This window comes from Deltaproteobacteria bacterium CG11_big_fil_rev_8_21_14_0_20_49_13 (assembly GCA_002796305.1).
In the GTDB taxonomy this organism is placed as follows: Bacteria; UBA10199; UBA10199.
The window spans coordinates 2223-6534 of record PCWZ01000080.1 but is presented as its reverse complement, the minus strand read 5'-3'; the positions used below and the strand labels follow the sequence as shown (position 1 = coordinate 6534).

5 protein-coding genes are annotated in these 4312 nt (G+C 48.5%); 4 read left to right on the top strand and 1 reads right to left on the bottom strand.

Going from position 1 to position 4312, the window contains the following annotated elements:
• Positions 1-535 precede the first annotated feature (535 nt).
• From COV46_07840 to COV46_07825, 4 genes are all read left to right on the top strand, one after another.
• The gene (locus COV46_07840; GenBank protein ID PIR16560.1) at positions 536-1018 is read left to right on the top strand and encodes a hypothetical protein; all 483 of its coding nucleotides are present in this window, start codon (positions 536-538) and stop codon (positions 1016-1018) included.
• A gap of 174 nt (positions 1019-1192) precedes the next feature.
• On the top strand, positions 1193-2755 hold the full coding sequence (gene mviN, locus COV46_07835; protein ID PIR16559.1) for a murein biosynthesis integral membrane protein MurJ: 1563 nt from the start codon (positions 1193-1195) through the stop codon (positions 2753-2755).
• A 59-nt stretch (positions 2756-2814) separates the two neighbouring features.
• A complete protein-coding gene (locus COV46_07830) occupies positions 2815-3216 on the top strand; it encodes a hypothetical protein (protein PIR16558.1) in 402 nt (133 codons plus the stop codon).
• On the top strand, positions 3189-3503 hold the full coding sequence (locus COV46_07825; protein PIR16557.1) for a hypothetical protein: 315 nt from the start codon (positions 3189-3191) through the stop codon (positions 3501-3503). The genes COV46_07830 and COV46_07825 overlap by 28 nt, the downstream gene beginning before the upstream one ends.
• A 53-nt stretch (positions 3504-3556) precedes the next feature.
• On the opposite strand, the gene COV46_07820 is transcribed toward COV46_07825, so the two are convergent.
• Positions 3557-4312, bottom strand: a 756-nt coding sequence (locus COV46_07820; GenBank protein PIR16556.1) for a nucleoside triphosphate pyrophosphohydrolase, incomplete at its 5' end; no start/stop codon positions are given.

Below are 4312 nucleotides of genomic sequence, written 5' to 3'. Positions count from 1 at the left end.
CCTGAGCCTGTCGAAGGATGAACCGTTATAAATCAACGTGTTGCAATTTTCATGGTTCGACAAGCTCACCATGAACGGAGGTTTTTAGAGGTGCCCCCTATTGACTCGAAGTGTAATTGTGTCAAAATGAATAGAAGATGATGTGCAACTTTTATTGCATGAAATGAAGCTCAAGCTTCCAAGTCAACCACCTCCAAAAATCGTAAATCCAAATCCATAAAAACCGCTGTTTTGTAGTGCCTACCTTTTGACCCCAGCCCGTTACAAATCAGCCACTTACAACCTCACTATACCCCTAGTTGCGGAAGTCGGGTTACCATCCCCAGATAAATCTGCAAAAAAAGTGAAAAAATCACGCAACTTTTGTGGCGCTACAGCCGATAACTATGGTATATGTCATTGCGAGTGACCATAGAGAGCGGAGCAATCTCAGGCGATCAATTGCATACGGGAGATTGCCGCGCCCCATGGGGCTTGCAATGATGTCACTTATGCACCGCGCACGCGCCGCATAAACAGCGACATGGAGGTATTTTTGGCTACTGAAGTGGAAGTGACCAGATACTGGGAAACCATCCCCATTTATGGCAATATGGATTGGGAGTTCTGTGCCGCCCCCAATAATACAGGTCTATGTTTCAAAATGGGTTCCTATGTCTGTGAACCAGGGGTTCTCTTCCAAAGTTTCAATATTGCTAAAAGTTGCGCTACGTTGCTGTCGCTCCAATCGGGTTATTATTATGATGTGATCAATGAAACGCGGAATCTATGGGAGCGTGCCGGGTCCTGTTACCAAGATCATCGGGTGATGGCGACGGGTCGCACGCTTGCTCCGCTTGAAAAGGCGGCATTATCAGCACGTTTTCACACGGGCGAGCCGCCCAGCCTCATCGAAATGCTCTCAATAGCCGTGGTTGGACGTATGATCAAGGCAAGTATGATGACCCCATTGTTTACATTGTTTTTTTATGACAAAACGCCCCTGCCTTCGTTGTCGTTGCCCTATTCGCCGTTTTGATCTTCCCAGATTTTTGTTGTCTGTTCCGTGTAACTAAAAAGGCCGCCTCCGGGGATAGATCCAGATGGGTGACCACTTTTCGATTGTCTATTCCGGGTTCCAATTGTCTTTGATTTTCATCTGGATTTTTGGCTGGAGATGTGGGAATAATCCGCCCGGGTTGGTTCCCGGAACATGACCGAACATCATCATCACATATCGCGACGTGCAGGTATCTTCGGGTTCTACACACTAATAAGCCGGATTTTAGGCCTCGTTCGCGATTCGGTGATCGCCTACTTTTTCGGTACAAAGGCGGCGGCCGACGCTTTCTATGTCGCATTCCGCATCCCAAATCTTTTGCGAAGGCTCCTCGCCGAAGGTTCCCTCACGATGGCCTTCGTGCCGGTCTTTACCGAATATCTGGGGCAATCGCGGGAAGAGGGGAAGCGCGTTGCGGACATTGTTTTTACTTATCTATCCTTCCTGCTCACGATCCTTACTATTCTGGGCGTTATATTTGCCCCGCAGATAGTCAAAGTGATAGCTTTCGGTTTCGAAGGTTCACCGGACAAATTTGCCCTGACCGTTTATCTGACCCGCTTAATGTTCCCGTATATCTTCCTTGTTAGCCTCATGGCCCTTGCCATGGGAGTACTTAACACCCTGAAGATATTCGGGGCGCCGGCCGCTTCGCCGATACTTCTTAACTTAGGAATAATCGCCGGAGCATCTATCTTTTCCGGATGGTTCGGCCAGCCGACGGTGGGGCTTGCTTTGGGTGTTATAATCGGCGGGGTTTTACAACTCTCACTTCAGATACCGTGGCTTATGCGCGAGGGGATGATCCCAAGGTTCAACTTTGACTATCACCATCCGGCCCTAAGAAGGATAGGCCTTATCATGTTGCCATCGGTCTACGGCGGCGCCGTTTATCAGATAAATGTTCTGGTGATAACACTATTGGCATCGTTCCTTCCCAACGGTAGCGTTTCTTACCTATGGTATGCGGACCGGATAAACGAATTCCCCTTGGGGCTCTTTGCCGTGGCCATCGCCACCGCTTCGCTACCAACACTTTCCGAACATGCGGCTGACAAGAACCATGAGGCTTTCAAGGGGACGCTTAATTACAGCATGCGGATAGCTTTGACCGAATCTATTCCCGCCATGTTCGGCCTCCTTCTTTTTGCCGAACCGATTATCAGGCTTCTTTTCCAGCGCGGGGCGTTTACCGCCGAGTCAACGGCCGGAACGGTGGGGGCTCTTCGAATGTTCGCCATAGGTATCCCGTTCGTCACGGGGGTTAGAAACATCGTCCCCGCATTTTATGCAATGAAGGATGCCAAGACGCCGGTCTACATGGCAACCGTGGCGCTCGTTGTTAACGCGTTGCTTGCATTCATACTGATGAAGCCCTTGCTTCACATGGGCCTGGCCCTTTCGATGAGCGTAGCTTCCGCCGTTAATTTTGCCCTCCTCATCTATGCGTTCAGGCGAAAGATGGGACTTTTTGGCGGAAGGAGTCTTTTAAAGAGCACCGGAAGGTCGATACTTGCCTGCCACGGAATAGTGGCGGTCTTTATTATTTCCAAGTACGTCCTGCATCTCTTTGGAGATGTGAAAGGGGTAGTGTTGGGCGCTCAACTTTTCTCGGTCATCTTAGTTTCTATAGTAGTTTATCTCACTATCTTAAAGTACGTTGCCCCGGAAGAATTCGGCCACTTTAGAAGCCTTATCAGGCGAAAATTGGCCTGATTTTTCCGTTTCATCATTTATATATTGCCATAAGTGCGCATCTTTGTTAAATCCAGTTCATGACCTTGAAGGATGTTGCAAAGATCGTGAGATATTGGCTTAATGCTTCAGCGCACGACCTGGAAATGGCAAAGTCACTTTTTAGGACCGGCAAACATGATTACTGCCTTTTCTTGTGCCACTTGTCGCTGGAGAAACTTTTAAAAGCGCTGGCCACCAGGGTTATCAAGGACCATCCGCCCTTTACTCACAATTTGCTTTTTCTTGCCGGTAAGGCAGATCTGCAGCTGTCTAAAGCACAGATCGAATTGTTCGATCAGATAAACAGGTTCAATATGGAAGCTCGTTATCCTGAAGATCTGGAGGCGTTTTATAAAAAAGCCAACAAAGTCTATGCTAAAAGATATATGGATGCTACCAGGGAGATGTGGAAATGGCTCCGACAAAAATTAGAAAAATAGTGGAAAAGTTTAAAGTTGGACTTCGTAAGGCCGGTTTTCCTCCTGTCAGGGTATATCTCTTTGGATCACATGCACGAAATGAGGCGAGAAGAGATAGCGATATTGACATTTGTCTTGTTTCAAGGGAATTCAAGCGCCATAAAGAGAGATACCGGAGCGAGGCGGTTTATATAGCGTTCAGGACAGATCCCAGTATACAGTTGGTCTTGGCAGATCCGGAAGAGTTCAAGTCCAACAGACTATCTCCTCTTTTTAGCAGAATCCGCAAGGAAGCCATTGCCGCTTGAGCCAATCGCTCTGGTAAAGTTCTCAACCGACCTATCGTAGGTGCGTTCGGCCTTTACTCGGCCGCCTTTGCCTTTTCCCAGAGGTTATTCCATTCTTTTGCAGAAAGGTCGTGCATTTCGAGCTTTTGCTTGGCTATCTCTTTCTCCATCCAGTTAAAGCGGCTTATGAACCGGCCCGTGGCCTTGCGAAGCGCCGTTTCGGGGTCGATATCTAAGAACCTTCCTAAGTTTGCAAGTATAAGCAGAAGATCACCGTATTCGTGTTCGACATCTTTCTTGCGGCCCTTTTTATTTGCTTCGTGAAGTTCTCTGGCCTCTTCTTCAACTTTTTCAAGGACACCCTCGGCATCCTGCCAGTCAAATCCAACACGCGACGCCTTCTGACCCAAGCGAAAGGCCTTTAAGAGGGCCGGGAGCGTCTTGGGAACGCCGCCGAGCATGGTCTTTTTGCCTTCTCTCTTTTTCAGCTTTTCCCAGTTCTGCAAAACGTTCCACGAGTCCTTTACCTTATCCTTGCCGAAGACGTGAGGGTGCCGGTGAATAAGCTTTCGGCAGATGCCGTCAATGACATCACAGACGTCGAACTTACTTTTTTCATTGGCCATCTGTGCATGAAAAACAACCTGCAGGAGGAGGTCTCCCAGCTCTTCGCGTGTTTCATTAACATCCCCAGAATCTATCGCCTCAAGCGTTTCGTATGTCTCTTCCAGAAGGTATGGAGAGATGCTTTCGGGGGTCTGCTCCTTGTCCCATGGGCATCCCTTGGGGCCGCGAAGCTTTGCCATGATGTTTACCAGCTCTTCGAACTT

What these genes read in the sequence shown, in the direction of transcription:
- COV46_07830 (PIR16558.1), top strand. Translation starts at nt 2,815, where the DNA reads ATGACCTTGAAGGATGTTGCAAAGATCGTGAGATATTGGCTTAATGCT.
- mviN (PIR16559.1), top strand. Translation starts at nt 1,193, where the DNA reads ATGACCGAACATCATCATCACATATCGCGACGTGCAGGTATCTTCGGG.
- COV46_07825 (PIR16557.1), top strand. Translation starts at nt 3,189, where the DNA reads ATGGCTCCGACAAAAATTAGAAAAATAGTGGAAAAGTTTAAAGTTGGA.